Annotated in this window: 20 protein-coding genes; 11 read left to right on the top strand and 9 right to left on the bottom strand. The window is 64.7% G+C overall.

Annotated features, from left to right (window positions below):
• Positions 1-21 precede the first annotated feature (21 nt).
• Both modB and modC read left to right on the top strand, forming a co-directional pair.
• Positions 22-720, top strand: a complete 699-nt coding sequence (gene modB, locus EP867_RS12490; protein ID WP_128489720.1) for a molybdate ABC transporter permease subunit — start codon at positions 22-24, stop codon at positions 718-720.
• Positions 717-1,778 carry a molybdenum ABC transporter ATP-binding protein gene (gene modC, locus EP867_RS12485; RefSeq protein WP_128489718.1) on the top strand — a complete coding sequence of 354 codons (1,062 nt, stop codon included), beginning with the start codon at positions 717-719 and terminating at the stop codon, positions 1,776-1,778. Before modB ends, modC begins: the two co-directional genes overlap by 4 nt.
• On the opposite strand, the gene EP867_RS12480 is transcribed toward modC, so the two are convergent.
• From EP867_RS12480 to EP867_RS12465, 4 genes are read right to left on the bottom strand one after another with little or no spacing between them, the layout of a single operon-like run.
• Positions 1,775-4,822: an efflux RND transporter permease subunit gene (locus EP867_RS12480; protein ID WP_128489716.1), complete on the bottom strand. Its 3,048-nt coding sequence runs from the start codon at positions 4,820-4,822 to the stop codon at positions 1,775-1,777. The two genes, modC and EP867_RS12480, sit on opposite strands and share 4 nt — an antisense overlap.
• 1 nt (position 4,823) lies before the next feature.
• The gene (locus EP867_RS12475; RefSeq protein ID WP_164888856.1) at positions 4,824-5,945 is read right to left on the bottom strand and encodes an efflux RND transporter periplasmic adaptor subunit; all 1,122 of its coding nucleotides are present in this window, start codon (positions 5,943-5,945) and stop codon (positions 4,824-4,826) included.
• A 7-nt stretch (positions 5,946-5,952) separates the two neighbouring features.
• A complete protein-coding gene (locus tag EP867_RS12470) occupies positions 5,953-7,020 on the bottom strand; it encodes an efflux RND transporter periplasmic adaptor subunit (RefSeq protein ID WP_128489712.1) in 1,068 nt (355 codons plus the stop codon).
• Positions 7,017-7,589 carry a TetR/AcrR family transcriptional regulator gene (locus EP867_RS12465; RefSeq protein ID WP_128489710.1) on the bottom strand — a complete coding sequence of 191 codons (573 nt, stop codon included), beginning with the start codon at positions 7,587-7,589 and terminating at the stop codon, positions 7,017-7,019. Before EP867_RS12465 ends, EP867_RS12470 begins: the two co-directional genes overlap by 4 nt.
• Before the next feature lie 180 nt (positions 7,590-7,769).
• Here EP867_RS12465 and EP867_RS12460 point away from each other — a divergent pair, with 180 nt between their 5' ends.
• A complete protein-coding gene (locus tag EP867_RS12460) occupies positions 7,770-9,464 on the top strand; it encodes a thiamine pyrophosphate-dependent enzyme (protein ID WP_128489708.1) in 1,695 nt (564 codons plus the stop codon).
• Complete coding sequence (locus tag EP867_RS12455) at positions 9,461-10,867, top strand: FAD-binding oxidoreductase (RefSeq protein ID WP_128489706.1); 1,407 nt, start codon at positions 9,461-9,463, stop codon at positions 10,865-10,867. Before EP867_RS12460 ends, EP867_RS12455 begins: the two co-directional genes overlap by 4 nt.
• A gap of 75 nt (positions 10,868-10,942) precedes the next feature.
• Here EP867_RS12455 and EP867_RS12450 read toward each other — a convergent pair whose 3' ends face one another.
• From EP867_RS12450 to EP867_RS12430, 5 genes are all read right to left on the bottom strand, one after another.
• The gene (locus EP867_RS12450; protein ID WP_128489704.1) at positions 10,943-12,451 is read right to left on the bottom strand and encodes a tripartite tricarboxylate transporter permease; all 1,509 of its coding nucleotides are present in this window, start codon (positions 12,449-12,451) and stop codon (positions 10,943-10,945) included.
• A gap of 9 nt (positions 12,452-12,460) precedes the next feature.
• Complete coding sequence (locus EP867_RS12445; protein ID WP_241656898.1) at positions 12,461-12,922, bottom strand: tripartite tricarboxylate transporter TctB family protein; 462 nt, start codon at positions 12,920-12,922, stop codon at positions 12,461-12,463.
• A gap of 47 nt (positions 12,923-12,969) precedes the next feature.
• On the bottom strand, positions 12,970-13,944 hold the full coding sequence (locus EP867_RS12440; protein WP_128489700.1) for a tripartite tricarboxylate transporter substrate-binding protein: 975 nt from the start codon (positions 13,942-13,944) through the stop codon (positions 12,970-12,972).
• 139 nt (positions 13,945-14,083) lie between these two features.
• Complete coding sequence (locus EP867_RS12435; protein ID WP_128489698.1) at positions 14,084-15,607, bottom strand: VOC family protein; 1,524 nt, start codon at positions 15,605-15,607, stop codon at positions 14,084-14,086.
• Positions 15,608-15,616: 9 nt separating this feature from the next.
• Positions 15,617-16,234: a glutathione S-transferase family protein gene (locus tag EP867_RS12430; protein ID WP_128489696.1), complete on the bottom strand. Its 618-nt coding sequence runs from the start codon at positions 16,232-16,234 to the stop codon at positions 15,617-15,619.
• A 178-nt stretch (positions 16,235-16,412) separates the two neighbouring features.
• Between EP867_RS12430 and EP867_RS12425 the strand changes: the two genes are divergently transcribed.
• The 7 genes from EP867_RS12425 to EP867_RS12395 all read left to right on the top strand — a co-directional run bounded on the left by EP867_RS12425 (position 16,413) and on the right by EP867_RS12395 (position 22,564).
• Positions 16,413-17,591, top strand: coding sequence for a substrate-binding domain-containing protein (locus EP867_RS12425; RefSeq protein WP_128489694.1), 1,179 nt, complete (start codon positions 16,413-16,415; stop codon positions 17,589-17,591).
• A gap of 80 nt (positions 17,592-17,671) precedes the next feature.
• Entirely contained in the window at positions 17,672-18,433 is a 762-nt protein-coding gene (locus tag EP867_RS12420) for an ABC transporter ATP-binding protein (protein WP_128489692.1), read from the top strand.
• Positions 18,426-19,151, top strand: coding sequence for an ABC transporter ATP-binding protein (locus tag EP867_RS12415; RefSeq protein ID WP_128489690.1), 726 nt, complete (start codon positions 18,426-18,428; stop codon positions 19,149-19,151). The genes EP867_RS12420 and EP867_RS12415 overlap by 8 nt, the downstream gene beginning before the upstream one ends.
• Positions 19,148-20,176, top strand: coding sequence for a branched-chain amino acid ABC transporter permease (locus tag EP867_RS12410; protein WP_128489688.1), 1,029 nt, complete (start codon positions 19,148-19,150; stop codon positions 20,174-20,176). The genes EP867_RS12415 and EP867_RS12410 overlap by 4 nt, the downstream gene beginning before the upstream one ends.
• 2 nt (positions 20,177-20,178) lie before the next feature.
• Positions 20,179-21,234, top strand: coding sequence for a branched-chain amino acid ABC transporter permease (locus EP867_RS12405; protein WP_128489686.1), 1,056 nt, complete (start codon positions 20,179-20,181; stop codon positions 21,232-21,234).
• Positions 21,231-21,980: an alpha/beta fold hydrolase gene (locus EP867_RS12400; RefSeq protein WP_128489684.1), complete on the top strand. Its 750-nt coding sequence runs from the start codon at positions 21,231-21,233 to the stop codon at positions 21,978-21,980. The genes EP867_RS12405 and EP867_RS12400 overlap by 4 nt, the downstream gene beginning before the upstream one ends.
• On the top strand, positions 21,977-22,564 hold the full coding sequence (locus tag EP867_RS12395) for a TetR/AcrR family transcriptional regulator (RefSeq protein ID WP_128489682.1): 588 nt from the start codon (positions 21,977-21,979) through the stop codon (positions 22,562-22,564). The genes EP867_RS12400 and EP867_RS12395 overlap by 4 nt, the downstream gene beginning before the upstream one ends.
• The last annotated feature ends 25 nt before the right edge of the window (positions 22,565-22,589 follow it).

Below are 22,589 nucleotides of genomic sequence, written 5' to 3'. Positions count from 1 at the left end.
CCCCACGCCCGAGCGCCGCGCATGAGCGACTGGCTGACGCCCGATCAGGCCGCAGCGGTCTGGCTCAGCCTGAAGGTGGCCTTCTGGGCCATGCTCTGCAGCCTGCCGCCGGGGATTGCGGTGGCCTTCGTGCTGGCACGCTGCGAGTTTCCGGGGCGGCAGCTTCTGAACGGGCTGGTCCATCTGCCGCTGATCCTGCCGCCGGTGGTGACGGGCTGGCTGCTGCTGATGGCCTTTGGCCGCCGGGGCCTGATCGGCGCGCCGCTTTACGAGCTGACGGGATTTACCTTTGCCTTTCAATGGACCGGTGCGGCCCTTGCGGCGGCCGTCATGGCCTTTCCGCTGCTGGTCCGCGCCATCCGCCTCAGCCTGGAGGCGGCGGATCCGAAGCTTGAGGCCGCTGCCGCCACCTTAGGCGCAGGGCCTGTGCGGATTTTTCTCACCATCACCCTGCCCCTTGCCGCGCCGGGGATTCTGGCCGGGGCCATCCTGGCCTTCGCCAAGGCGCTTGGGGAATTTGGGGCCACGATCACCTTTGTCTCCAATATCCCCGGTCAGACCCAGACGCTGCCCTCGGCGATCTACAGCCTGCTGCAGGTTCCCGGCAGTGATGGCGCAGCGGCGCGGCTGGTGATGATCTCAGTGGCGCTGGCCATGGTGGCGCTGCTGATGTCAGAAGTGCTGGCGCGGCGGATGCACAAAAGGATCTCGGGGCAATGACGCTGGAGGTCGATATCCGCCACAGCTTCGGGGCCTTTCACCTTGAGGCGGCTTTCAGCGCCCCTGCCGGGGTCACGGCGCTTTTCGGGCCATCAGGCTCAGGAAAAAGCACGATATTTCAGGCAATTGCGGGCCTTCTGCAACCCGATGCTGGGCATATCCGCCTGGCGGGTAAGGCGCTTTTTGACCGATCCGCCGGGGTCCATATCGCACCGCGTCACCGCCGCATGGGCTGCGTCTTCCAGGAGCCGCGCCTGTTTCCGCATCTCAGCGTGGCGCAGAACCTGCGCTATGGCGCGGGACGCGCCCCGGCAGCTGAGGCAGAGCGGGTCTGCGACATGCTGGGGATCACCCACCTTCTGAGCCGCCGTCCTGGCGCGCTTTCAGGCGGAGAGCAGCAGCGGGTCGCCATCGGGCGGGCGCTGCTGTCGCAGCCGGATTTTCTGCTGATGGATGAGCCGCTCTCGGCGCTTGATGCGGCGCGGCGCGGTGAGATTCTGCCCTGGCTCGAGCGGCTGCGCGACGAGGCCGGTCTGCCGATCCTTTATATCAGCCACTCGCTGGAGGAAGTGGCCCGGCTGGCCACCACCCTTGTGCTGATGAAGGAGGGCAAAGTGACCGGCGCGGGACCGCTCGGGGAGGTGCTGTCGGGTGCCTCCCCGGGCCTGTCGCTCGACCGCGCGGCGGCGGTGCTGCAGGTGCAGGTCACGGGGCGCAGCGCGGATGGTCTCAATAAACTCCGCCTCGCGGAGGGCACGCCGCTCTGGCTGCCGGGCGCGCCGCTGGCCGAGGGTCGGCAGATGCGCCTTCAGATCCCCGCCCGCGATGTGATGATCGCCCGCGAGCTGCCGCAGGGGATATCCGCACTCAATGTGCTGCCGGCCCGCATCCTGAACCTCACCCCGATCTCAGAGGCAGAGGTCATGGTGCGGATGGCGACCGGGGGCGGGGTGATCCCGGCCCGGATCACCGCCCGCTCTGCCGCAGCCCTGGATCTGCGCCCCGGCGGGCAGGTCTTTGCCATTGTGAAAGCCGCCTCGCTTCTCAGCGGCGATTAAGCGGCAGGTGCCGCCTCCGGCCGGACCCGCATCACAAGGCAGTAAAGCGCCGGGATGAACAGCAGCGTCACCAGGGTGCCGACGATAATGCCGCCCATCATGCCATAGGCCATCGGCCCCCAGAACACCTGCCGCGCAATCGGGATCAGCGCAAAACTTGCCGCAGCCGCCGTCAGCAGGATCGGCCGCGCCCGGCTTTGTGAGGCATGGCGCACCGCCTCCCAGGCGGGAACGCCCGCCTCGCGCTGCACGGAGATTTCATGCACCAGAATGACCGAGTTGCGGATCAGAATCCCCATCAATGCCAGAACGCCCAGAATCGCCACAAAGCCCAGGGGTTTGCCCGACAGCAAAAGCGCCGCCACCACCCCGATCAGACCCGGAGGGGCCGCCATCATCACAATGAAGGTCAGCCGGAAACTCTGCATCTGAACCATCACAAGCGTCACCAGGATCAGCAGCATGACCGGCACCACCGCGATGATCGGCGCCTTACTCTCGGCACTCGATTCCTCGGAGCCGCCGAGCGCCAGCTCATAGCCATGGGGCAGCGCCTCACGCATTGCTTTGATCTGTTTAGCAAGATCTTTCGCGATGGTGGCGGGCTGCGTGCGATCGGCGATCGAGGCTTTGACGGTGATCGTCAGCGCCCGGTCGCGGGTCATCATCAGGGGCTGCTCCGAGGACCAGTCGAGGGTCGCAAAACTCAAAAGCGGAATGGCATCGCCTGAGGGCGTGGCAATCTGCAGCGCCGCAAGGCTGGAGAGGCTGCGCCGGTCGCGGTCATCGCCGCGCGCGATTACCGGCACCAGATAGGTGTCATCGCGCAGCGCCGTGATTTCCGCCCCGGCAAAAAGCACCTGCAGCGCCGAGGAGATGTCCTTTTGCGTCAGCCCAAGGCGGCGCAAGCGGCTGTGGTCGATCTTCAGTTCCACCATCCGCGCGGGAACACCCCAGTCGAGCGAGATATTCGTCAGCCGCGGATCACGGTTGAGAAGCGACGCCAGATCCATCGCCTTTTCATGCAGCAGATCCGCATCCGGCCCCGAGACGCGATATTGCACCGGCTTGCCCACCGGCGGGCCGATCTCCAGCAGTTTGATCAGCACATCGGTGCCGGGCAGCGCCTCACGGACAAAGCCCTCAAGATGGGCACGCAGGGCATCACGGGCGTCCAGATCATGGGTCTGAATGACAATCTGCCCGATGTTCCGCCCCGGTGCCTGGACATCGTAAGACAGGATAAAGCGCGGCGCGGTCTCACCGACATGGGTGGACCAGAACCGCACTTCATCGCGGGTGGAAAGCTCGGCCTCCAGCAGTTTCAGCGCGTGGTCGGTGGCATCGATCGAGGCATTGGCGGGCAGCGCCACATCCACGATCAGTTCCGTCCGGTCTGAGGGCGGGAAAAACTGCTGCTCCACAAAGCGCATCCCGCCAACCGACAGCGCGGTGGCCAGCAGCGTCACCGCCACAATCGCGAGCGGATGGCGCATCGACCAGTCCAGCGCGCGGTCAAAGCCACGCCGCATCCGCCCCGGCTCAACACTCTGATGCGCCATGGTTTTGGGCAGAAAGGCCGCTCCCAGCAGCGGCGCAAAAAAGACCGCCACCACCCAGGACAGCATCAGCGAGACCGCGATCACCACGAAAAGCGAGAAGGTAAATTCCCCCGCCTTGGAACTGTTCAGCCCGATCGGAATGAAACCCGCCACGGTAACAAGGGTGCCGGTCAGCATTGGAAAGGCAATCGAGGTCCAGGCAAAAGAGGCGGCTTTTTCGATCTTATCGCCCGCTTCGAGCCGCGAAATCATGGTCTCAATCGCGATCATCGCATCATCAACCAGAAGCCCGAGCGCGATGATCAGCGCCCCCAGCGACACCCGCTGCAGGGTGAGCCCCCAGATATCCATCACCACGAATGTCAGCGCCAGAACCAGCGGGATCGAAAGCGTCACCACAAGCCCGGCCCGCAGACCCAGCGACACAAAGCTGACCGCCAGGACGATGACCACAGCCTCGACCAGCGCCTGGATGAAATGGCCCACCGCCTCCGTGACCACATGGGGCTGATCGGCCACGCGGTGCAGCTCCAGCCCATGGGGCAGACCGGCAGCGACCCGCGTCATGGCCGCATCAAGGGCGGCGCCGAAATCCTGAACGTTCTCGCCCTCTCGCATGCCCACAGCCAGCCCAATGGCCTCCTGACCGTTGAAGCGGAACAGCTTTTCCGGCGGCGTCACATAGCCTTCGCGCACCGTCGCCACATCGCTCAGCCGAAACCACACATCGCCGGACCGCAGCGGCACAGCGGCAATCTCTGCCGCAGAGGTGAAATGGCTGTCGTTGCGCACCAGAATGCGCTCTTCGCCGGTGTCGATGACGCCCGCGGGCACGATGGTGTTCTGCGCGGCGAGTTCATCCAGAACCGCCGCTTTGTCGATGCCATTGGCCGCGAGGCGGCGCGCCGAAAACTCAATATAGATCGCCGGATCGCGGGCTCCGATCAGATTGACCTTCCCTGCCTGGCGGATCGACAGGATCTCCGAGCGGATCTCTTCGGCGGTATCGCGCATCTCGCGCGGGGTGAAGCCATCCGAGGTCAGCGCATAGACCGAGCCATAGACATCGCCGAAACTGTCTTCAAAGCCAAAACCGCGAAACTCGGCGGGCATCTGGGGCTGAAGATCGGCCATCATGGCACGCACCCGCAGCCAGGTTTCCTGAACCTTCTCCGCCGGGGTCTCGTCAAAGAGATCGAGATAGACAATCGACAGCCCCGGCTGCGTCACCGATCGGGTGTGCAGTTTTGAGCCAAGCTCCTGGAGCTTTTTCTCAATCCGGTCCGTGACCTGGGCTGCGGTTTCGCTGGTGGTGGCCCCGGGCAGCACGCCCTGGATCACCATGGTGCGGATGGTAAAGGCCGGATCTTCTTCACGCCCGAGTCGGGTGTAGGAAAAGGCCCCCGCCAGGAGCGAGACCAGGAGAAGATACCACACCAGCGAGCGGTGCTTCAGCGCCCAGTCTGAGAGGTTAAAGCGCATCTCAGTTCTCTCCGAAGATCAGGGGCAGGGGGGCCATGGGCGCACCGGGTCCGTCTGGCGGACGGATGCCGGGGCCGACAGGCTGTCCGTCCTGCAGCGAGCGGGTGCCACGAACGACAATCTCGCTGCCCGCAGGCAGATCTGTCACGGCAATGCGCCCGGCCCGGGGCGGCCCTTCGGGCGTGACGGGGCGTTTGCGCAGAATGCGCGCCCCTGCCTCTTCGACAACCTGCCACACGAAAGGCGGATCGCCCTTCAGCAGGGCGGCTTCCGGCAGGGTGACACGCGCCTCATCCCCGCTCTCTTCCGGGGCGACGCTGACCAGCTCTCCGATGGCCAGAACCGCGGCTTCCGGGCCAAGCCCGATCCAGGCGCGGCGCATGCGGGTCTGCGATACCGAGGCCGGATCAACCCGCAACAACACCCCCTTCAGCCCCTCAGGCGGCAGCTTCGGGGCGTAAATGCGAAACCGGCTTTGCCCGACCTCAGCGTTTTGCAAAAGCGTGACCGGCAGGGTCAGCACGACATTGCGCCCGCCCGGACCTGCGAGGATCAGAACCGGATCGCCCGCAGCGATGGTGCTGCCAGGCTCATGGCGGGTCTGGATCACGATGCCATCAAAGGGCGCGCGCAGAACCGCGCGGTCAAGTGCATCTTCGGCACGCGCAAGGGTGGCGCGGGCCTGCTCCAGATTGGCGCGGGCCACCGCCTCATTGCGTTCAGCGGTCTCAAGAGCGGCAGCGGCGGCCACGCCGCGCCCGGCAAGTTCAATGGCCCGCTGTCGGGCCCGCTGCAGGGTGGCGAAGGTCACCTCCAGGCTTTCCACAGAGGCGCGGGCAGCGTCACGATCCTCCGTCAGGGCCCGGCTGTCGATGCGGGCCAGTTCCTGACCGCGGGTGACGCTCTCGCCCTCATCGGCACTGCGCGAGATCAGACGGCCCAGCAGCTCAAAGGCCACGCCCACCGTCGTGGTCGCCTCAACCGTGCCGATGAACCGCCCGGCGTGGGAAGCCTCCGGGGCGGTAATTTCGCTGACGACAGGACGCAGGAGCGGCGTTTGGGCAAAAAGCGGCGCGCTCAGGGCGATCAGAGCAAAGAAAGCGGGTCCGAATGGCAGCTTCATGACGGGCTTACTCCTGAGCATCCTGCACCCGCAAGGCGCGACCGGGGAAAAGCTGAGCCGCGCCCCTGACGACCACGCGGGCCCCCTCGGGCAGACCCTCCGCCAGAAAAACCCGCTCAGAGGTGTAATGCGCGACCCGCACCGGGGTCAGGCTGGCGAAGCCGTCGTCGCCCAGAACCCAGACCGCCGGGCCGCCCTGCCCGCGCACCAGAGCCCCGGCCGGAAGCCCGGCCGCGCGACCGATGCCCACCGGCAGATGCCCCTCAACCGGCTCGTTGAGCATCACCTGACCCGCGGCCTCTTCGGACAGGCGCAGGGTAACGCGGATCCCGCCGGTATTGCTGTCGATCATCGGCGCGACCTGATGCACCTCGGCGGTGAAGCTGCGGTTCGGCGGCTCAATGGTTGTCAGCTCTATCCTTGTGCCCGGAAGCGCGGTCAGATTGTAATCCGCAGGCGCAACAAAGACCGCATCGCGCCCCTCTAGCCCCGCCAGTTCCAGAACCGGCTGCGCCGCGCCCACCACCTGCCCCGCCTCGGCCTCACGGCTGAGGACGACAGCAGCCACCCGGGCGGTCAGCCGCGTCTCTTCCAGCGCCTTCGCGGCCGCATCCACACGAGCAGCGGCCTGGCGTGCGCTGGCCCGCGCCGTGGTCAGCGCTTCTTCGGCGGCGTCCAGCTGCGCCTGAGAGACATAGCCCTGGCGCGACAGCTCGCGGTCGCGCGACACCTCACGCTCCTCACGCAACAGCGCCGCGTCAGCCGCAACCAGCGCCGCCTTTGCCGCGCGCAGAGCCTCTCTCGCCTGGGTGGGGTCCTGCTCAGCCAGCAGATCCCCCGCCGCCACGCTTGCCCCCGCCTCCGGATAGACCGCCAGCACCTGGCCGGGATTGGCAAAGCCCGCGCTGACCAGATCGCGGGCGGTGATCAGTCCGGTCAGCTCCAGGGTGATGCCGGTCTCATCATAGCGCACCTCAGCCGTGGTCACGCTCAAAGGCGCCCCGGCCTGCAGCGGAGCGGGCAAAAGGGCTGCCGCACAAAGCGCCATGGCAGAAAACAGACGACATTCGCTCATAGGGCAAGCTCCGTCAGATCGGGGGCGGACAGCCGCAGGGGGCTGCCCAGAAGAGAGTGTCGCACAATCTGCCCGATAATCAGTGCAAAAAGGCTTTCCGCCGCCTGAGCCGCCTGCGGCCTGTCGCAATAGTGACGGATCAGACCTTCGAGCCCTGCAATCAGGGGCTTCAGATGCGCAAGCAGTGCCGCCTCCATCACCGCATCGCGCCGCGCCTCGGCAATGGCATTGATCGCCATGCGGCAAAAATCGGTCTCACTGCCATCCGACAGCGCATCCACGCCATCAAGGATCGCCTGAACCGCAGCCCGCAGCCCGCCCGGCGGCGGCGCGGCAAAGACAGGCTCCAGCGCCCGGGTCAGCCGCGCCATCTCCTGATCCATGGCCGTCAGCCCAAGGTCATGTTTTGACGCGAAATATCCGTAAACCGCCCCGGCAGACATCTGCGCCTCGCGGATGATATCGGCCATGGTGGTGGCCTGAAATCCCTGGCGGGCAAAACACAAGCGCGCAGCGTCCAGCACGCGCTGGCGCTGCCTGAGGCGGCGGTCTTCTGTCAGTCGCGGCATGGAATCACCGGTCGGAGAGTTTCTGTCTTATATAGAACAACCATTCTTTTTGTCATCCGGTTCCGTGCGGGCAGAGCCCGGATAATTTCGCAGGAAAAGAAGGCATTTCGCCGTGTCAGCTTCGGTTGACAGCGACAAAAGCGGCGGCAACAGTTTCCCGAACCCCGGAGGAGAGTTCTGATGACGCCGTTTGAGACGCCCCGCCCGCCCCCCCGCACCGCCGGTCAGGTTCTGGTCGACCAGCTGTTGATCCACGGGGCCGACCGCGCCTTCTGCGTCCCCGGCGAGAGCTATCTTGAGGTGCTGGATGCGCTCCATGACGTGCAGGACCGCTTCACCCTGATCAACGCCCGCCATGAAGCGGGGGCGGCCAATATGGCCGAAGCCTATGGCAAACTGACCGGCAAACCCGGCATCTGCATGGTCACCCGCGGCCCCGGCGCCTGCCATGCTGCCATCGGCGTGCATATCGCACAGCAGGACAGCACGCCGATGATCCTGCTCGTGGGGCAGATCGGCCGCAATATGACCGACCGCGAGGCCTTTCAGGAGGTGGATTACCGCCAGATGTTCGGCGGCCTCGCCAAATGGGTGGCGCAGATCGACTGCCCGGAGCGGGTGCCGGAATATATCGCCCGCGCCTTCCGCATGGCCACCTCGGGCCGCCCCGGACCGGTGGTGCTGGCCCTGCCCGAAGACATGCTGACCAGCCTGGTCGAAGTGGCAGACGCCCGTCCCTATTTCGCCACCAAGGCCCGCCTTGGCGCCGATGAGATCGCCCGCGTGGCCGATCTCCTCTCGACCGCGCAAAAGCCACTCCTGCTGCTCGGCGGCTCCGGCTGGACCGATGAGGCCGCCGCCGATATTCAGCGCTTCGCTGAGACGAACCGCCTGCCGGTCACGACCTCTTTCCGCCGCCAGGACAGCATCTCCAACCGCTCAGATGCCTATGTCGGCGAATTCGGCACCGCCACGGCCCCGCTGCTGCGACAGCGCCTGACGGAAGCTGACCTTCTGCTGGTCATCGGCGCGCGCCTGGGCGAAATGACCACAAATGGCTATGAAAACCTGGTCCCGCCGGAGCTACGCCAGAAACTCATCCATATCCACCCCGACCCTGATGAGATCGGCCGCGTCTATGGCCCCGACATCGGCTTCGCCGCCACCGCCCCCGAGGCTGCCGCCGCCCTCGCCCCCCTTGATCTCGGGCGGCAGAACATCTGGGGCGACTGGGCCGGCGGCCTGCGCCAGGAGTGGCTGAAAGACACCGAAAGCCCCGCCGACGGCGGCTGGGCGCTGGATATGGGGCAGGCCCTCTGCGCCCTCCGCGACGCCCTGCCCGAAGATGTGATCGTCACCCTCGATGCCGGGAACCACACCGGCTGGGCGCAGCGCTTCCTGCGCTTCGGCAGACCGGGGCGCGAAATCGGCTCCACCTGCGGGGCCATGGGCTATTCTGTCCCCGCCGCCGTGGCCGCATCGCTCACGCACCCCGAACGCCTGACCCTGGCCATGGTCGGCGACGGCGGCTTCATGATGTCGGGCCAGGAACTGGCCACCGCCACACAATATGGCGCCACACCCGTTGTGCTTCTCTTCAACAACGGCATCTACGGCACCATCCGCATGCACCAGGAACGCGAACACCCCGAGCGCGTCTCCGGCACCCGCCTTGCCGGCCATGACTTCGTGAAAATGGCCGAGGGCTACGGCTGCTACGCCGAAAGAGTCACCACGACCGCTGAATTTGCAGGCGCTCTCGCCCGCGCCCGTGCCTCAGGGCGCGCAGCCCTCCTTGAACTCGTGACAGATCCGGAGCAGATCTCGTCACGAACCACCATCACGCGCCTGCGCGCCAATGCCAAAGCCCGATGACCGATACATTTCTTTCTGACCTTCGTGCCGCCCTTGGCAGCGCCCATGTGATCACTGACCCCGAGCGCCTCCTCGCGGTCACCCGGGAAAGCCGCGGCCGCTGGCAGGGCGAAGCCCTGGCCCTCCTGCGCCCTGGCTCGACCGAAGAGGTCGCCGCCTGCGTCAAAATCTGCGCCGCCCATGGCGTGGCCATCACCCCCCAAGGCGGCAACACCGGCCTCGTGGGCGGTGGCGTGCCCTTCGGCGGCGTGGTGCTCTCGCTCGCGCGCCTCAACCGCATCCGCGAGATCGACCCGCTCAACAGCACCCTGACGGTGGAAGCCGGCTGCACCCTCGCCGAAGTCCAGACCGCCGCAGCAGAGGCCGGCCGCCTCTTCCCGCTCTCGCTCGCCTCAGAGGGCAGCTGCACCATCGGCGGCAATCTCTCCACAAATGCAGGCGGCACTGCCGTGCTGCGCTACGGCAATACCCGCGAACTCACCCTCGGGATCGAAGCCGTCCTGCCCGACGGCCAGATCCTCAATGCGCTCTCCGCGCTTCGGAAAGACAATACCGGCTATGCGCTTAAAGACCTGCTGATCGGGGCCGAAGGCACGCTTGGCATCATCACCGCCTGCGTGGTCAAACTCTTCCCCGCCCCCCTCAGCCGCGCCACCGCTTTTGCCGGGCTCAAAACCCCCGAAGCCGCGCTCGCCACCTTCGACATCCTGCGCCGCCGCGCGGGCGAACACCTCGTGGCCTTTGAATATCTCGAGCGCTTCGGCATTGAGATCGTCACCACCCATCTCCCCGGAGCCCGCGACCCGCTCTCTGAGCCCCATCCCGCCTATGCGCTCATTGAGCTGACCAGCGCCGACCCCGAGGCTGATCTCGACGCACGCCTCGAAGAGGCCCTGGGGGAAGCCATGGAAGAAGGCCTCGTCGATGACGCGGTCCTCGCCAGTTCCGAGAGCCAGCGCACAGCCCTCTGGTCCCTGCGTGAAAACATGTCTGAGATGCAAAAGCACGAAGGCGCCTCGATCAAACACGACATTTCCGTGCCGGTCTCGCGGGTTGCCGAGTTTATCACCCGCGGCAAAGCGCTCTGCGAAGCCCTGCTCCCGGGCCTGCGCCCCTGCCCCTTCGGCCATTTCGGCGACGGCAATCTGCATTTCAACCTGACCCGCCCCAAAGACATGAGCGACGCGGCCTTCCTCGCGCTCTATCCACAGTTCAACCAGAGGGTCCATGATCTCACCGCCGAAATGAACGGCTCGATCTCTGCCGAACACGGCATCGGCATTGCCAAACGCGATGAACTGCCGCGCTACAAAGACCCGGTGGCCCTGCAGCTCTGCGCCACCCTCAAACGCGCGCTTGATCCGCAAAACATCATGAACCCCGGCAAGGTCCTGCAACTCTGAAGACTTTGGCTTTTTCAAAATACTCCCGGGAGGGGTCCGGGGAGGGCAGGCAGCCCTCCCCGGCGTTCTCAACTCTCAGCCGTCGCTCTCGGTGAAAACCTCATCCCGCCCGCGCCGCACGGCGGGCAAAAGCACCACCACCAGCACAATCACCGTCAGCACCAGAAGCGTCGCCGAGATGGGCCGCGTCACAAAGGTCGTCGCATCGCCCCGCGCCAGAATCATCGCCCGGCGCAGGTTTTCCTCCATCAGCGGCCCCAGCACAAAGCCCAGCAGCAGCGGCGCCGGCTCCAGCCGCAGCCGCGACATCAGATAACCCAGAAGCCCGAAACCAGCGACCGCATAGAGATCAAAGGTATTCGAGGCGACGGAATAAACCCCCACCGCGCACATCGCCATGATGATGGGAAAGAGCACGAAATAAGGCACCTGCAACAGCCGCACCCAAAGCCCGATCAGCGGCAGGTTCAGCACCACCAGCATCAGATTGCCGATCCACATCGAGGCAATGATGCCCCAGAACAGCCGCGGCTGCTCCACCGCCACATCCGGTCCCGGCACGATGCCCTGAATGATCATCGCCCCGATCATCAAAGCCATGACCGGATTGGCCGGAATCCCCAAAGTCAGCAGCGGAATAAACGACGTCTGAGCCCCCGCGTTATTGGCACTCTCCGGCCCCGCCACCCCGGCAATCGCGCCCTGCCCGAACTCCCGCGGGGTCTTTGAGACCCGCTTTTCCACCGTATAAGAAGCAAAAGCCGCCAGAACAGCGCCGCCGCCCGGCAAAATCCCTAAAACCGAGCCGATCCCCGTGCCACGCAGCACCGGCCCAAAAGCCTCGCGCATCTGCGCCCGCGAGGGCCAGAGCCGGCCGACCTTTTTGGTCAGCACCTCACGGTCGCCCTCATTTTCCAGATTGCGCAGGATCTCAGCGATGCCAAAAACCCCCACCGCCAGGGCCACAAAGTTCAGCCCGTCCGCGTAATTGGGGATCCCGAAGGTAAAGCGCGGCGTGCCGGTATAAACATCCGTCCCCACCATGCCCAGAAGCAGCCCCAGAACCACCATGGCCAATGCCTTGATGACCGATCCATGCGCGAGCGCAATCGACATTACGAGGCCCAGAACCATCAGCGAAAAATACTCCGCCGCCCCGAATTTCAGCGCCACAACCGTCAGCGGCGGCGCAAAAACCGCCACCAGAAAGGTTGAGACCGTGCCCGCAAAAAACGACCCCAGGGCTGCAATGGCCAGCGCCGCGCCCGCCTGGCCCTTGCGCGCCATCTGATAGCCATCGATCGCGGTGACCGCCGAAGAGCTCTCGCCGGGCATATTGATCAGGATCGCGGTGGTCGAGCCGCCATATTGCGCGCCATAGTAAATTCCCGCCAGCATGATGAGCGACGACACCGGCTCCAGCTGAAAGGTGATCGGCAAAAGCATCGCAATGGTCGCCGTGGCCCCGATCCCCGGCAAAACTCCGATCAGTGTGCCCAAAAGCACCCCGATCAGACAAAAGCCAAGGTTCTCCAGCGAGGTGGCGACCGAAAAGCCAAGCGCAAGATTACTAAGAAGATCCATGCGCGCCTCTTAAAACGGCCACCAGGGGCCAAAGCGCCGGAAGGGCAGCCCCAGAGCATAACTGAAAACAAGGGTGGAAAATGCCGTCACTAGGCCCGCCAGCACAAAGGCCTGCCAGACCTTCATCCGGCGAGAGGCAAAGGAGGCGATCAGCGCCGTCACGAAAAGCGCGGGCACAAAGCCAAGCCCCCGCACCGTCAGCCCGAAAAACACCGGCGCGGGCAGAATGAAGGCCATGCCGCGCCAGGCGATGGGGCCTTTCTCCTCCTCAGGCTCAGGACTACGCAGGGCTTTGATCAGAATGATCGCCCCCAGCACCGCCAGAAGGCCCGAGAGCACCATGGGGAAATACCCCGGCCCCATCCGCACCGCCGTGCCGATCGGCAGACCCGTCACCTGCCAGCCAAAGAGCGCAGCCACCGCCAGAAGCGCGAGACCGCAAAGAACATCGGTTCGGTTTTTATCCGTCATCTGCATGCCTCAAGAAAAACGGGGCGGTCTCAGCCGCCCCGCATCATTCAATCGGCGTAGACGCCTGCGGCCTCGATCACCGGCTTCCAGCGGGCAATCTCGCTCTCCAGCTTCTCTTTCAATGCTGCCGGAGTGGCTTCCTCAGCCGAAGAGGGCGTGGTCCCCAGATCCCCGAAAGCGGTCGCAATCTTTTCATCCGCCAGCGCCACCTGCAGCGCCTTCGACAGCCGCTCCGTCGCCTCAGCGGGCGTGCCCTTCGGGGCATAAACCCCGTGCCAGATCCCCACGGTCATTTGCGGCAGACCGCCTTCCGTGACCGTTTCAAGATCGGGGAAAATCGCCAGCCGCTCAGGCGAGGTGGCGGCATAGGCTTTGATCGTGCCGCCCTTGATCTGCTGGGTGGTATTGGTGGTCTGATCGCACATGAAATCGACCTGCCCGCCCAGAAGATCGGTCATCGCCGGTCCGGTCCCCTTATAGGGCACGGTGGTGAACTGCGTGTCGATGGAGGACTGAAACAGCATCCCGCAAAGATGCGAGGCAGCCCCGATCCCGGCATTGGCCATATTGATGGTGTCTTTCTGCGCCTTCACCTTCTCGATAAAGTCTTTGAAATCCGTGGCTTCAAAGTCTTTCCGCGCTACCATGACCATCGGCACTTCCGTCACGAGGCCCACATATTCAAAGGCATTCAGCGTGTCATAAGCCAGCTGGCGATAAAGCGTCGCCGCCGTGGCCATGCCGATGTGATGAAGAAGGATCGTATAGCCATCAGGATCGGCCTTGGCGACCTGGCCCGCGCCCAGGGTGCCCCCCGCCCCGCCGACATTTTCCACGATGATCTGCTGGCCAAGGTCTGCCGACATCCGCTCGGCCACCAGACGGGCCACGGTATCGGTCGGGCCCCCGGCAGAAAACGGCACCACCATGGTGATCTGCCGCTCCGGATAGCCCTGGGCATAAGCCGCTGAAGAGAGTGCCGTCGCCGCGCCAATGGCCGCGATCAATGTTTTAAAACGCATCCTCGTCCTCCCAAACACACAGGAAACTGCCGCTCCTCCGACCGGCTCATTGTCAGCAAACAGCCCTGAGCGGCTTCGACAAAGCGTTAATTGGGAGAGGGGGGCGGAAATCCGCCCCCCTGAGGGTCGACTGCGCGAATTATGCAACAGCCCCCTGATACCAGTCGCGGGCAAGCTGCAGATCCTGCTGGCCCAGCTCATGCCCCTCACCCACAAGGGTCTCGGCCCGCAGATCGGCCCCCGCCTCGCGCAGAGCCCTCAGCAGCTCCGGCGCACGCAGCGCCCAGGGGTCTTTTTCGCCCTCTATCACCAGAACCGACGCGCCGCTCAGATCAGCCTGCGGCGGCTCATCCAGCACCTGCACGGCCCGCAGCAGGATCGCCCGGGACACCACACCGGGATAAAGCTGCATCACCGCGCCCAGAAGGTTGGCCCCGTTGGAAAACCCAACGAAAGTGATCTTCGCGGCATCCAGCCCGTATCCCCGGATCGCCCCTTCGACAAAGGCCACAAAGGCCTCTGCCTCAGAGCGGATATCGCCCTGGTCAAAGCGGTTGGCATCAAACCGGCGGAACCAGCGGTTCACCCCTTCCTCCGCCGAGCGCCCTCTGACCCCCAGCAAAGCCGCCTGGGGCGCAATGCGGTGCGCAATCGGCATCAGATCTGCTTCATTTCCGCCCGAGCCATGCAGCAGGATCAGGGTTGAGCCATCTTCCTGCGCAGGCCGGTGAAAGCGGTGGATGAAGGGCAGATCGCGGGGCGGGAAGCGCTCTTCCCCCGGCATCACAAACTGCGGCAGCATCAGGCGCAGGTCTTCCGCCCGCGCCGTATCAGAGGGCGGGATCATCAGGGTGCGGCCCAGCTGATCGGGTGCCTCATCCACCGACATCCCCGGCGCATCGGTCGCATATTCGATCAGCGTGCCGCCCGGCTCGCGCACATAAAGCGACAGGAAATACTTCCGGTCATGCACCGGCGTATCGCCAAAACCGCGCAGCGACAGACGCATCCGGCGAACCGCATCCACATCCACGGCGCGGAAGGCCACGTGATCGGGCACACCCGCCCCGGAGATCGAGGGCACAAAGCCCCCCACCGCGCGGATATCGACCACATCGGTGTCCGAGACCATCCGCTCCACCGCGCCCGACTTCTCCCCCCGGGCATAGCCAAAACGGGTGATGAACTCGGCCGTCTCTTCCGCCTGATCGGTCAGAAGCGTGACGCCGCGAATGCGGATCGGCGCGCCGGAGATCGGGTCTGCCGTCACATCGTCATGACCGACCAGCTTCACGATCATCCCGTCAGGATCTTTCAGGCGCAAAACCGGCTCGCCGAACTCCTGGCTCGGACCTTCCGCCGGAATACCCGCCTGCATGGCCCTCGTGAGCCAGTTGCCGATCTCTTCGGGCGGCACAGACAGACCCACCTCTGAGACCTGACCAAGGCCCGTGCGCCCGCGCCCCGCCGCTTCCCACACGAGAAAGCTCAGGAGCGTCCCGGGATTGCCCGCGCCATCGCCATAGAAAAGATGCAGCTGCTCGGCATCCTCATAGCCGCCGGTCTGCTTGACCAGGCGCAGACCCAGAAAGCCCGCATAAAAATCGACATTGGCCTGGACATTGGCCGTAATCGAGGTGACGTGATGGATGCCGCTCGTCATGGCTGCTCCTTACTTTCCACCCTCACGGGCAAGAACTTTCTGCACTGCCGGATCAGCGGCCAGTTTATCATGAAGGCGCTGCACCTCCGGGAAATCCGCAAGGCCCCCCGGCAGCATCGCCTGCCCCCAGCGGATCATCGGGAAGGCATAGGCATCAATCACCGAGCGCCCGTCCAAAATCCACTCCCGCCCCGCAAGATGGGCATTCAGCGCGGCAAACTGCTTCCGGGCGATCTCCTGACCCGCCGCCTTCACCTTCGCCCGCGCCTCTGCGCTTTCATCCGTGGTATAGCGAAACGGCATGAAGACCGGCCAGAAAGCCGCATGCATGTCAGAGGTGAAAAACGACGACCAGCGATGCGCCTCTGCCTTCGCGCGCAAAGAGTCGCCCCCGGTCAGACCCGCCTCGGGATGTTTATGGGCCAGATAGTCCAGGATCGCCCCCGCCTGGGTCAGCACCCAACCGTCGTCTTCCTTCAGCGCGGGCACTGAGCCATTGGGGTTCACGGCTTTCAGCTCCTCTGAGCCAATCTTCGATTTCACCGCCTCATAGGGCGCACCGATCCACTCCAGCACAATATGAACGGCCAGCGAGCAGGCGCCCGGAGAATAGTAAACTGTGGTCATGCCATGGTCCTTCCGATCCGGCTTTGCGCCACACTAACGCGGCTCCGCCACAAAAGCACCCTGCGCCCGCGCGGGCCCCCTCCCCGATCCTGGCAGATAAAGATTGACCGGCAAAAATCCGCGGGCTAGCTCTTGGAGTGAGACATGAATCATACGTCATGTTCCGAGGGAGGATAGTATGAAGACCAGACTGACCGTCGCGCTGACGGCGCTTTGCGGCTGGGCACTTCCCGCCGCCGCCGACATCAAAATCGCCCATGTCTATGACAAATCCGGCGGCCTTGAAGCCTATGCCCGCCAAAGCCAGATCGGCCTGATGATGGGTCTGGAATATGCCACCGGCGGCACCATGGAGATCAACGGCGAGAAGATCACCGTGATCGAAAAAGACAGCCAGCTCAAACCCGATGTCGGCCGCGCCATGCTGGCCGAAGCCTTCGGCGATGATGAGGCGGATCTCGCCGTGGGCGGCACCGGATCGGGCGTGGCCCTCGCCATGCTGCCCGTGGCCGAAGAGTTTGAAAAAATCCTGATCGTCGAACCCGCGGTGGCCGATACCATCACCGGCGAGGCCTGGAACCGCTACATCTTCCGCACCGGGCGCAATTCCTCGCAGGACGCCATTTCCAATGCCGTGGCCCTTGGCCGCGAAGGCGTGAAGATCGTCACCTTCGCCCAGGACTATGCTTTCGGCCGCGACGGCATTGCCGCCTTCAAAGAGGCCCTCGCCGATACCAAAGCCGAACTCGTGGCCGAAGAATATGCGCCCACCGACACCACCGATTTCACCGCCTATGCCGAGCGGATGTTCAACGCCCTGAAAGACCAGGACGGCGAAAAGCGCATTTTCATCATCTGGGCCGGCGCCAATAACCCGATGTCGAAACTCCAGGCCATGGACCCGGGCCGCTACGGCATTGAACTCGCCACCGGCGGCAATATCCTCGAAGCGCTCAAAGCCTATAAGGAATTCCCCGGCCTCGAAGGCTCGGCCTATTACTACTACGAAATCCCGCAGAACCCGGTGAACCAGTGGTTCGTCAAAGAACATATGGCGCGCTACAACACGCCGCCGGATTTCTTCACCGCAGGCGGCATGTCCGCCGGCATCGCGGCCGTCGAGGCGATCAAAAAGGCCGGCTCCACCGAGACCGAGGCCCTGATCACCGCCATGGAGGGCATGTCTTTCGAGACCCCGAAAGGCACCATGACCTTCCGCCCCGAAGATCACCAGGCGATGCAGGAAATGTATCACTTCAAGATCAAGGTCGATCCGGCTGTCGAATGGGGCATCCCCGAACTCGTCCGGGTGATCCCGGCTGAGGAGATGAAAATCCCGCTGCGCAACACCCGCTGATCTTTGGCTTTTTCAAAATACTCCGGGGGGTCCGGGGGGCAGCGCCCCCCGGCTTCCGGCCAGACAGCACGGCCTCTCCCATGACCCCATCGCTTGAGACCCGCGACCTCACGGTCCGTTTCGGCGGCCATATCGCCGTCAATGCCGTCAGCTGCGCCTTTCACCCCGGCCAGCTCACCGCCATCGTCGGCCCCAATGGCGCCGGAAAAACCACCTGGTTCAATCTGATCTCCGGGCAGATCCGCGCCACCTCCGGCCAGGTGCGCCTTGAGGGCCGTGATATCAGCAGCCTCAGCCCCTCGGCCCGCGCCCATGCCGGTCTCGGCCGCGCCTTTCAGCTGACCAATCTGTTCCCGGCGCTCAGCGTCTTTGAAAACATCCGCCTGACGGTCCAGTCGCGCCGCAAAGCCGGGCTCAGTCTCTTTCGCATGGCCGACAGCCGCAAAGACCTGATCCGCGAGACCGAAGAGATCCTCACCCGCACCCGCCTCACCGCTCAGGCCCGCGCCGAAGTGCGCACCCTGCCCCACGGCGATCAGCGCAAGGTCGAAGTGGCGCTTCTCCTCGCGCTCCGGCCCAAAATCTTCATGTTTGATGAGCCGACGGCGGGGATGAGCATGGATGAGGCTCCGGTGATCCTCTCGCTCATCGCCGATATCCGCAAAGACCCCGCCGCCACCGTGCTGCTCGTTGAGCATAAGATGGATGTCATCCGCGCGCTCGCCGACCGCATCGTGGTGCTGCACAACGGCACCCTTGTGGCCGATGGTCCCCCGGGCCCGGTCATGGCCAGCGATGTGGTGCGCGAGGCCTATATGGGCCGGGAGATCGAAGATGTCTGACATCCTTCTGAGCCTGCGCGATATCCATACCGACATCGGGCAATATCACATCCTGCACGGCGTCGACCTGGAGGTACCAAGGGGCCAGGTCACCATGCTGCTGGGCCGCAACGGCGCGGGGAAAACCACCACGCTGCGCACGATCATGGGCATCCTGCCGCCGCACCGGGGGGAGATCACCCTTGACGGTGCGCCCGTGACCGCCCTCAACTCCGCGCTGATCGCGCGGCAGGGCGTGGCGCTGGTGCCCGAAGACATGGGCATTTTCGCCAATCTGACGGTTGAGGAAAATATCATTCTTGCCTCTCTCAACGGCCCGCCGGACCGCGACCGGCTGGAGCGGATCTTCACCGCCTTCCCCGCGCTGCGCACCTTCTGGAAGGGCCGCGCAGGCACGCTCTCGGGCGGGCAGAAACAGATGCTCTCGGTGGCCCGCGCCATGATCACCGAGCGCCGGCTTTATCTGATTGATGAGCCCTCCAAGGGCCTCGCCCCGGCCATCGTCTCCACCCTCGCCAAAGCTTTGCGCGAGTTGAAAGCCGCAGGCGCCACCATCCTGATGGTCGAGCAGAACTTCCGCCTTGCCAAAGCGCTCGGCGATCACGCGGCAGTCATGGACAACGGCCGGGTAATCTGGGCAGGCCCCATGGCCACCCTTGCCGCCGACCCTGAATTACAATCGCGCCTGATGGGCCTGAGCCTTGAGGATCACGCATGAGCGCCGCCCCCGATCATACCCCCGTCATGACCCGCCCGCCGCTGGCCCTGCGGCTGGAGCCATGGATCCCGGTTCTCCTGCTGCCGCTCCTGGCCTTTGCAGGATGGCTGGCCATTCCCAATGCCTCAAGCTGGCTCACTCTGACACTCTCGGGGCTGGCCATGGGGATGATGATCTTTGTCATCGCCTCAGGGATGACGCTGATTTTCGGGTTGATGGATATCATCAACTTCGGCCATGGCGCCTTTATCTCTTTCGGGGCCTTTGCGGGCGTCTCGGTGCTGATCTGGCTCTCGTCGCTGACCGGAGCCCCCTCGCTGGCGCTGAACCTGCTGGCACTGCTGGCGGCGGTTCTGGCTGCCATGGCCTTCACCGGCGCGCTCGGCTGGGGCTTTGAGCGGGTGATTATCCGCCCGGTCTATGGCTCACACCTCAAACAGATCCTCGTCACCATGGGCGGGCTGATCGTGGCGGAACAGCTGATCCAGGTGATCTGGGGCCCGCGCGAAATCCATATCGCGCGCCCTGAGATGCTGAAAGGCGCCGTCACCTTCATGGGCGCCACGCTGGAAAAATACCGCCTCGTCGCCGTAGCCACCGGACTCGTGGTCTTTCTGGCCATGCGCGCCGTGCTGCGCGGCACGCGGATCGGTCTGATCGTGCGCGCAGGCGTCGAGAACCGCGAAATGGTCCAGGCCATGGGCTACCGCATCAACCGTGTTTTCATCGCCGTTTTCATCGCAGGCTCTGCGCTGGCGGGTCTCGGCGGGGTGATGTGGGCGCTTTATCAGGAGATGATCACCGCCCATATGGGCAATGAAATTATGGTGCTGGTGTTCATCGTCGTCATCATCGGCGGCCTTGGCTCGGTCGAGGGCGCGTTTATCGGCGCGCTGATGGTGGGGCTTTTGCAAAACTACGTGGCCTTCCTTGAGCCGAAAGCCGCGCTCATCTCCAATATCGGCCTGATGGTTGCCATCCTGATGTGGCGTCCCCAGGGCATGTCTCCGGTCATCAGGGTGTAACCATGCTGAAATCGCTCTTTTCCGGCAGCGGACCGGGGTCAAAGCTGCTGATCGCGCTGGCACTCATCGTGTTCCTTGGCCTTGCGCTGACGCCTTTTGTGTTTTCCGGCACCCGCGCGATGGAGACCGCAGCAAAGATCGCCATCTTCATCGTCCTGGTGGCAAGCTATGACCTGCTCCTGGGCTATACCGGCATCGTCAGTTTCGCCCATACGGTCTTTTTCGGCTTTGGCGCTTATGGCGTTGCGCTGGCCACGCAGAGGTTGGGCAGCGGCTGGGATGCACTGGCGCTTGGCACCCTTGGGGGCGTGATCCTTTCGGTTGTGCTGGCCTTCGGGGTGGCGATGTTTTCGCTGCGGGTCCGGGCGATCTTCTTTGCCATGATCACCATGGCCGTGGCCTCGGCCATTGCGGTTCTGGTCTCGCAGCTGTCCTGGCTGACGGGGGGAGAGGACGGGATGAACATCAAAATCCCCCGCGAGCTGACCCCGGCCTTCCGCACCGATCTTGAGATCTTCGGCACCAAAATCACCGGGCGGGTGCTGAACTACTATCTGGTCTTCTTCTCTGCCTTCGCGCTGTTTCTGCTGATGCTGCGGGTGGTCTCTTCCCCCTTTGGCCGCGTGCTGCAGGCGATCCGGGAAAACCCCTTCCGGGCAGAGGCCATCGGCTACCGCGTGGTGGTTTACCGCACCGTGGCCACCTGCCTTTCGGCCGCGATTGCGGCGCTCGCCGGCGCGCTTTTTGCGGTCTGGCTGCGCTATGTCGGGCCGGATACCACGCTGTCGGCGGAACTCATGATCGACATTCTGCTGATGGTGGTCATCGGCGGCATGGGTACGCTTTGGGGCGCGGTGCTGGGGGCGGCCATTTTCGTCCTGGCGCAGAGCTATCTGCAGGTGCTGATGGAGCAGGCCGCCGGGGCCACGGCCGCGCTGCCGCTGCTGCCCGATCTGCTGAACCCCGACCGCTGGCTTTTGTGGATGGGCATTTTGTTCATTCTCTCGGTCTATTTCTTTCCCACCGGAATCGTGGGTCGGCTGAAGGCCGCAAAATGACGCCCCGGCGCTGCCTTCTGCTGCATGGCTGGTCGATGGGCGGGGCCACCATGGCCCCGCTGGCGGCAGAGCTTGCCGCCGAAGGGGCCGTGGTCGAGTGTCCCGATCTGCCCGGCCATGCAGCAGATGGGTATCCCGCCACCTTCGCGGGGGCTGAGGCCATGCTGCGCGATCTGCTGTCAGATGGCCGGCCCAGGGTCCTGATTGGCTGGTCCATGGGTGCGCTGATCGCCTGGCGCTGGCTGGCCGCGCAGCCAGAGGCCCCGGTCACGGCTATGGTCAGCCTGGACATGAGCCCGCGCCCGCTGCCCGCGCCGGGATGGGACTTCGCCATGGGCCCGCAGGCCGCCCCCCTTCTGCGCCGCGCCGCACGCTACCGCAGTCACTGGCAGGAGACCGCACCCGCCATCGCCCGGGGCATCTTTGCGCCGGAACGTGAGGCCCTGGCTGAGACCCTGCTGCCGGTCATCCGTCGTCATGACGGGGCGGTGATGGCCGCACTTTGGGAGGAGATCCTGGCCCAGGATCTGCGCGATGAAATCTCTCGCATTCCCCAGCCGCAACTCTTCATTCATGGCGCGCAAAGCCAGGTCTGCCCGCCCGGCTGCGCAAACTGGCTTGCGCAGAAAGCTATGTCAGGGCAAGGGGTTATCCTGCCCGGCACCGGCCATGCCCCGCATATTGAGGCCCCCCGGGCCACCGCCCGCGCCCTTCTGACCGCCCTGGAGGCCCTGTCGCCGCTATGACCGATCCTGCCACCCTCACGCCCCGCGGACGCCGCACCCGTGACGCCATTCTGCGCGCCGCCGAAGAGGTGATCGGCGCGCGCGGCTTCAACGGCGCGGCCATTGTCGATATCACCCGCGCCGCCGGAATCGCCCAGGGCACCTTTTACATCTACTTCGACAGCAAAGAGGCGGTCTTTCGCACCCTCGTGGAAGAGATGGGCCGCTTTACCCGCCGCTCGCTCTCCGAGGCGACGGCCGGGGCAAAAGACCGGCTCGAGGCTGAACGGCTGGGCCTGCGCGCCTTTCTGGAAATCGCCGCCACCCGGCCTTTGCTTTACAATATCGTCGAAGAAGCCCGCTTTGTCGCGCCTGAGGCCTATGACGCTTATTTCACCGGCTTTGCCCGCGCCTACAGCCGCAACCTTGAGGCGGCGGCCCGTGACGGCACGATCCGCGCGGGCGATGCAGAAATCCGCGCCTGGGCGCTGATGGGGCTGGCCGTAACGCTGGGCGAGCGCTACGGTCAGCGCAACCCGGAGGCGGATCGCGACCGCGTCGTCTCTGAGGTCTTTGATATGCTGGAACGGGGTCTTCGCCCCTGACGGCGCCGACCCACGGACCGACGAG

The sequence above is a fragment of the Falsigemmobacter intermedius genome (assembly GCF_004054105.1).
Lineage (GTDB): Bacteria > Pseudomonadota > Alphaproteobacteria > Rhodobacterales > Rhodobacteraceae > Wagnerdoeblera > Wagnerdoeblera intermedia.
Note: the sequence above shows the minus strand (reverse complement) of the source record. Positions and strands in the feature narration are given on the sequence as shown.

Bases quoted from the DNA above. Each gene is read 5' to 3' on its own strand.
- EP867_RS12455 (WP_128489706.1), top strand. From the start codon at position 9,461: ATGACCGATACATTTCTTTCTGACCTTCGTGCCGCCCTTGGCAGCGCC.
- modC (WP_128489718.1), top strand. From the start codon at position 717: ATGACGCTGGAGGTCGATATCCGCCACAGCTTCGGGGCCTTTCACCTT.
- EP867_RS12440 (WP_128489700.1), bottom strand. From the start codon at position 13,944: ATGCGTTTTAAAACATTGATCGCGGCCATTGGCGCGGCGACGGCACTC.
- EP867_RS12450 (WP_128489704.1), bottom strand. From the start codon at position 12,451: ATGGATCTTCTTAGTAATCTTGCGCTTGGCTTTTCGGTCGCCACCTCG.
- EP867_RS12410 (WP_128489688.1), top strand. From the start codon at position 19,148: ATGAGCGCCGCCCCCGATCATACCCCCGTCATGACCCGCCCGCCGCTG.
- EP867_RS12415 (WP_128489690.1), top strand. From the start codon at position 18,426: ATGTCTGACATCCTTCTGAGCCTGCGCGATATCCATACCGACATCGGG.
- EP867_RS12405 (WP_128489686.1), top strand. From the start codon at position 20,179: ATGCTGAAATCGCTCTTTTCCGGCAGCGGACCGGGGTCAAAGCTGCTG.
- EP867_RS12425 (WP_128489694.1), top strand. From the start codon at position 16,413: ATGAAGACCAGACTGACCGTCGCGCTGACGGCGCTTTGCGGCTGGGCA.
- EP867_RS12420 (WP_128489692.1), top strand. From the start codon at position 17,672: ATGACCCCATCGCTTGAGACCCGCGACCTCACGGTCCGTTTCGGCGGC.
- EP867_RS12475 (WP_164888856.1), bottom strand. From the start codon at position 5,945: ATGAAGCTGCCATTCGGACCCGCTTTCTTTGCTCTGATCGCCCTGAGC.
- EP867_RS12430 (WP_128489696.1), bottom strand. From the start codon at position 16,234: ATGACCACAGTTTACTATTCTCCGGGCGCCTGCTCGCTGGCCGTTCAT.
- EP867_RS12480 (WP_128489716.1), bottom strand. From the start codon at position 4,822: ATGCGCTTTAACCTCTCAGACTGGGCGCTGAAGCACCGCTCGCTGGTG.
- EP867_RS12465 (WP_128489710.1), bottom strand. From the start codon at position 7,589: ATGCCGCGACTGACAGAAGACCGCCGCCTCAGGCAGCGCCAGCGCGTG.
- EP867_RS12400 (WP_128489684.1), top strand. From the start codon at position 21,231: ATGACGCCCCGGCGCTGCCTTCTGCTGCATGGCTGGTCGATGGGCGGG.
- modB (WP_128489720.1), top strand. From the start codon at position 22: ATGAGCGACTGGCTGACGCCCGATCAGGCCGCAGCGGTCTGGCTCAGC.
- EP867_RS12460 (WP_128489708.1), top strand. From the start codon at position 7,770: ATGACGCCGTTTGAGACGCCCCGCCCGCCCCCCCGCACCGCCGGTCAG.
- EP867_RS12445 (WP_241656898.1), bottom strand. From the start codon at position 12,922: ATGACGGATAAAAACCGAACCGATGTTCTTTGCGGTCTCGCGCTTCTG.
- EP867_RS12470 (WP_128489712.1), bottom strand. From the start codon at position 7,020: ATGAGCGAATGTCGTCTGTTTTCTGCCATGGCGCTTTGTGCGGCAGCC.
- EP867_RS12395 (WP_128489682.1), top strand. From the start codon at position 21,977: ATGACCGATCCTGCCACCCTCACGCCCCGCGGACGCCGCACCCGTGAC.
- EP867_RS12435 (WP_128489698.1), bottom strand. From the start codon at position 15,607: ATGACGAGCGGCATCCATCACGTCACCTCGATTACGGCCAATGTCCAG.